This window comes from Aeromicrobium sp. (assembly GCF_014378035.1).
Taxonomy (GTDB): domain Bacteria; phylum Actinomycetota; class Actinomycetes; order Propionibacteriales; family Nocardioidaceae; genus Aeromicrobium.
Genome location: NZ_JACMOM010000245.1, coordinates 1 through 5,109, shown reverse-complemented (window position 1 = coordinate 5,109; position 5,109 = coordinate 1). Strand labels below are relative to the sequence as shown.

Genomic DNA, 5,109 nt, shown 5'->3' with positions numbered 1-5,109 from the left:
CGGGCTTGGCGTAGTCGACCGGCACCTTGACCCACGTGCAGTGCGCCTTCTCGCAATCGGTCCAGGTGAGGGTCTGCTGGTAGAAGGAGCTGAGCCCCCCGGGCGCAGGTGCGGAGACGGGAGAGGGCTTCGACCACGAGTCGCGGGTGACGTAGGCGCTGACCACCACCACCCCCACGACGAAGGCGAGGAGCGTCGCGACCACGAGGCTCGTTCTGACACGGTTCACCGGCGGAATCCCATCATCATCCGTTCGAGTGCGAGCAACGGAGCAGCGTTGGCGGTCAGGGCCGACCGACACCCGACAATCGCATCGATCGTGCCGATGGTCGATTCGGGCGTCCACACTCCCGCCATCTCGGCGATGTCGGCCGCGGCATCGGCATTGACCAGGTGGACGCCGGTGGCGCACTGGACCGTGAGGACGTCACGACAGAACGACAGCAGGTCGAGGAGGACACCGTCGATGGAGTCGCGCGCCATACGTTTGCGGCGACGATCCTGGTCTTTCTGCAACGCCGACATGGCACCCGCGTAGCCGGGCGGCCGACGCCCACGCTCCTCGACCCCCCACGTCTGGCGCAGGTCGGCCAGCTCACTCTCATCGGCCGGATCGCAGAAGTCCTTGGCCCGTGCGGTGGCCTCCTCGTTGACTTGGTCGGCGGCGACCAGGCAGTCGCCCAGACTCCGCAACGAGACCGGGATGGCGAGGATGGCGCGCCGGCGCTCACGGGCGCCGGGATCGCGCGCGAGGCCCCGGGCTCGACCGATGTGACCCTGCGAGGCGGCGGCCATGGCCTGCGCGATCGACGGCTCGATGCCGTCACGCTCGACGAGCAACCCGGCGATCGCCGCCGTGGACGGCGTGCGCAGCAGCACCGACCGGGACCGCGAGCGGATGGTCATCGACACGTCGTCGACGGCCGGCGCGCAGAGCATCCAGACCGTCTGGCGCGACGGCTCCTCGATAGCCTTGAGCAGGGCGTTGCCGGCCTCGTCGGTCAGCCGGTCAGCGTCCTCGATGATCAGGACCTGCCACCGCCCGAGCGCCGGACGCAGCGCCGACGAGCGGACGTACTGACGGATCTCCTTGACTCCGATCGAGAGGCCGTCGGTGTTGATCAGGGTGATGTCGGGGTGGCTGCCGGCCCGGGCGGGGGTGCACGAGTGACACTCGCCGCACCCACCCCGCTCGCACTGGAGAGCAGCGGCGAACGCCCGCGCGGCATTGGAGCGGCCGGAGCCCGGCGGCCCGGTGAACAGCCAGGCGTGCGTCATCGACCGACCTTCACCGTCGGCAGACGCCACGGCCGACTGCATCGTCTCGACGACAGGCTCCTGTCCGACGAGGTCTGCCCACACTCCCGTCGCTCTCGTCATGGCGTCGCCTGCCCGAGCCAGGGCTCGACCGCACCGCGGATGGCGTCGTGGATGTGCTGTGGTGTGCCGTCTCCGCTCACCACGAGGTAGTGGACGGGGTCGGCGCCGGCGAGGTCGAGGAAGTGTTGGCGCACGCGCTGGTGAAACTCCAGCGGCTCGGCCTCGATACGGTCGGCCCCCTCGAATCGGGTGTGTCCCACCGCCGGGTCGATGTCGAGGACGACGGTCAGGTGCGGGCGCAGCGACGACGTGGCCCACCGCGCGATGTGCTCGACCTCGGAGATGTCGAGGTGTCGCCCGGCGCCCTGGTAGGCGAGAGTCGAGTCGACGTAGCGGTCGGTGAGAACGACGGCGCCCTCAGCCAGCGCGGGCAGCACCACCTGATCGACGTGCTCGGCCTTGTCGGCGGCGTAGATGAGCGCCTCGGTGCGCGGTGACAGCTCCCCCGTGTCGTTGTCGAGAACGATGTGGCGCAGCACCTTGCCGACCTCGGTGCCTCCCGGCTCGCGGGTCAGCAGGACGTGGTGCCCGCGGGTTTGGAGCCACTCGACGAGCAGGGCGGCCTGCGTGGACTTGCCGGCGCCCTCTCCGCCCTCGAGGGCGACGAACACCCCGGTTTCGGTGAAGAGCGGATCCATGCCGCGAGCCTAGTCGCTGCGTCCCACCCGCTCGTTGCCGTCACCCGGTCGTCGCGCAGGCGACGCGCTCGCGCGCATGACGGGGGCCGTCGCCCGAAGCCGTAGCGCCTACTTCTTCGCCGCCGCAGCCTTCTTGGAGGACGCCTTCGCCGCAGCCTTCTTGGCGGGAGCCTTCTTCGCGGCCTTCTTGGCCGTCTTCTTGGCGGGCTTCTTGCCGCCCTTCTTCGCCGGCCCCTTGGCACGGCGCTCGGCGATGAGCTCAGCGGCACGCTCGGACGTCAGCTCTTCGAGCGAGTCGTCCTTGCGCAGCGTCGCGTTGTACTCGCCGTCGGTGACGTACATGCCGAACCGGCCGTCCTTGGCCACGATCGGCTGACCACTGACGGGGTCAGGCCCCAGCTCCTTGAGCGGCGCAGCGGCGGCGCGACGTCCATAGGTCTTGGGCTGTGCGTAGATGGCTCGCACCTCCGCCTCAGTGATCGTGAGGAGCTGCGCCTCGGTGTCGAGCGAGCGCGAGTCGGTGCCCTTCTTGAGGTAGGGGCCGTAGCGACCGTTCTGCGCCGTGACCTCAGTGTCATCCTCGTCGACGTAGACGATGCGCGGCAGCGTCAGGAGTTGCACCGCCTGCTCGAGGGTGACGGTGTCCAGATCCATGTCCTTGAACAGGCTGGCGGTGCGCGGCTTGTCGGCCTTCTTGGCTGTCTCGGGCAGCGCCTCGGTGACGTAGGGGCCGTAGCGTCCGTTCTTGGCCACGACAGCCAGACCCGTCTCGGGGTGGGAGCCGAGCTCCTTCTCGAGTCCGGCGGGAGTCGCGAGCAGCTCCTTGGCCTTGTCGAGGTCGAGCTCGTCGGGAGGCAGGTCGTCGGGGACGTTGGCGCGGGTGGGGACCTGCTTGCCCTCGGCGTCCTCCGCGAACGGCGGGCCTTCGACGTAGGGGCCGTAGCGGCCGACCCGGACGTTGATGTCCTCGCCGAGCGGGAACGTGGCGAGTCCGCGGGCGTCGATGTCTGGGAGGTTCTCGACCAGGCGTTTGAGACCTGTGTTGCCCTCGCCCTCACCGATCCAAAAGTCGTTCAGGACCTTGAGCCGGTCCTCGCGGCCACCGGCGACCTCGTCGAGGATGTCCTCGAGCTCGGCGGTGAAGGAGTACTCGATGAGGCGGCCGAAGTGCTGCTCGAGCAGACGGATGACCGAGAAGGCGATCCACGCCGGGACCAGCGCATTGCCCTTCTTGTAGACGTAGCCGCGATTCTGGATCGTGCCGACGATCGAGGCGTACGTCGAGGGGCGGCCGATCTCACGGGTCTCGAGCTCACTGATCAGGCTTGCCTCGGTGAAGCGCGACGGCGGCTTGGTCTCGTGGCCGGCCTTGCCGAGCTCTGCTGCGGTGACGACCTGGCCCTCGGTGACGTTGGGCAGCTTGGTCTGCTGGTCGTCGCCCTCGGCGTCGGAGTCGTCGTGCGACTCGACGTAGGCCTTGAGGAAACCGTAGAACGTGATGGTGCGGCCCGAGCTCGCGAAGACTGCGTCCTCACCGCTGGTGGCGGTTGCGCCGATGCGGATCGAGACAGAGTTGCCCTTGGCGTCGTTCATCTGCGACGCGATGGTGCGCTTCCAGATCAGCTCGTAGATTCGCAGCTCGTCACCACGCAGCCCGGCCTGGTCAGGCGTCTTGAACCTCTCGCCGGCGGGCCGGATGGCCTCGTGGGCCTCCTGCGCGTTCTTGACCTTGCTGGCGTAGACGCGCGGCTTCTCGGGGAGGTAGGCGGCGCCGTAGAGCTCCGTCACCTGGGCGCGCGCACCGTTGAGGGCCGTCTGCGACAGCGTCGTCGAGTCGGTACGCATGTAGGTGATGTGCCCGCCCTCGTACAGCCGCTGCGCGACCTGCATCGTGCGGGCGGCGCCGAAGCCGAACTTGCGCGAGGCCTCCTGCTGCAACGTCGTGGTGCGGAACGGGGCGTAGGGGCGGCGGGTGTAGGGCTTCTCCTCGACAGACCGCACCGTGAACGGCTGCTCAGCCAGCGCAGCCGCGAGAGCGCCGGCCTGCTGCTCATCGAGGTGCGCGACCTTGTCGGACGTCAGCGAACCGGCATTGTCGAAGTTGGTGCCCGAAGCGATGCGCAAGCCGTCGACACTGAAGAGCTTGCCCGGGAACTGGCGTGGGTCGAAGCCCTCGCCGGCATCGAACGTCGCTTCGAGGTCCCAGTAGGACGCGACGCGGAACAACATGCGCTCACGCTCACGCTCGACCACGAGGCGGGTGGCCACCGACTGGACTCGGCCGGCGGACAGTCCGCTCATGACCTTCTTCCACAGCACCGGGCTGACCTCGTAGCCATAGAGACGGTCGAGGATGCGGCGGGTCTCCTGGGCGTCGACGAGATCCATGTCGACGTCACGAGGATGCTCGATGGCGTACTGGATCGCATCCTTGGTGATCTCGTTGAAGACGATGCGCTTGACCGGCACCTTGGGCTTCAGCTCGTCGAGCAGGTGCCAGGCGATGGCCTCGCCCTCGCGGTCCTCATCTGTCGCGAGCACGAGCTCGTCGGCGTCCTTGAGGAGCTTCTTGAGCTTGGCCATCTGGGACTTCTTGTCGGCCGAGACGACGTAGATGGGCTCGAACTCCGAGTCGGTGTTGACGCCAAGACGCGCCCACGACTCTCCCTTGAAAGCAGCCGGAACTTCGTCGGCACCGCGAGGGAGATCGCGGATGTGGCCCACGGAGGCGTCCACGACATAGCCGTCCCCGAGGTAGGCCGCGATGCTGCGAACCTTGTTGGGGGACTCGACGATGACGAGACTTGTCACTGGTGAACTCCTGTTTGGTCAGACGCAGCACACCGTAGCGCGTGGCGTCAAGGGTTTACGCCACCGAGGGGTGTGATCCCGGCACGGACCCCCGCTGGCGATCATCGCCGGGCGGTGTGCCGGTGTTCCCCAGGATGCTCTCGAGAGAGTCGTTCCCGAGACCATCGTGACCCGTCATTGGCGTCTGTGGGAAGTGACAGAATGTGCACGGTGAGGATGCGACGGTACTCAGAGCTGCTGCAGGAGCGTCCAGTCCGCCTGCTGTTCGTCGCCGCCTTCT

3 protein-coding genes and 1 pseudogene are annotated in these 5,109 nt (G+C 68.0%); all 4 read right to left on the bottom strand.

The features are described from left to right. Positions 1-229: pseudogene (locus H7290_RS12710) on the bottom strand (hypothetical protein); the annotation flags it as partial. Next, a complete protein-coding gene (locus tag H7290_RS12705; protein WP_290514383.1) occupies positions 226-1,380 on the bottom strand; it encodes a DNA polymerase III subunit delta' in 1,155 nt (384 codons plus the stop codon). The pseudogene H7290_RS12710 and the gene H7290_RS12705, both read right to left, overlap by 4 nt. Beyond that, positions 1,377-2,018 carry a dTMP kinase gene (gene tmk / locus H7290_RS12700; protein ID WP_290514382.1) on the bottom strand — a complete coding sequence of 214 codons (642 nt, stop codon included), beginning with the start codon at positions 2,016-2,018 and terminating at the stop codon, positions 1,377-1,379. Before tmk ends, H7290_RS12705 begins: the two co-directional genes overlap by 4 nt. Before the next feature lie 108 nt (positions 2,019-2,126). Then, positions 2,127-4,829, bottom strand: coding sequence for a type I DNA topoisomerase (topA, locus tag H7290_RS12695; protein WP_290514381.1), 2,703 nt, complete (start codon positions 4,827-4,829; stop codon positions 2,127-2,129). Positions 4,830-5,109 lie beyond the last annotated feature (280 nt).

What these genes read in the sequence shown, in the direction of transcription:
- H7290_RS12705 (WP_290514383.1), bottom strand. Translation starts at nt 1,380, where the DNA reads ATGACGAGAGCGACGGGAGTGTGGGCAGACCTCGTCGGACAGGAGCCT.
- tmk (WP_290514382.1), bottom strand. Translation starts at nt 2,018, where the DNA reads ATGGATCCGCTCTTCACCGAAACCGGGGTGTTCGTCGCCCTCGAGGGC.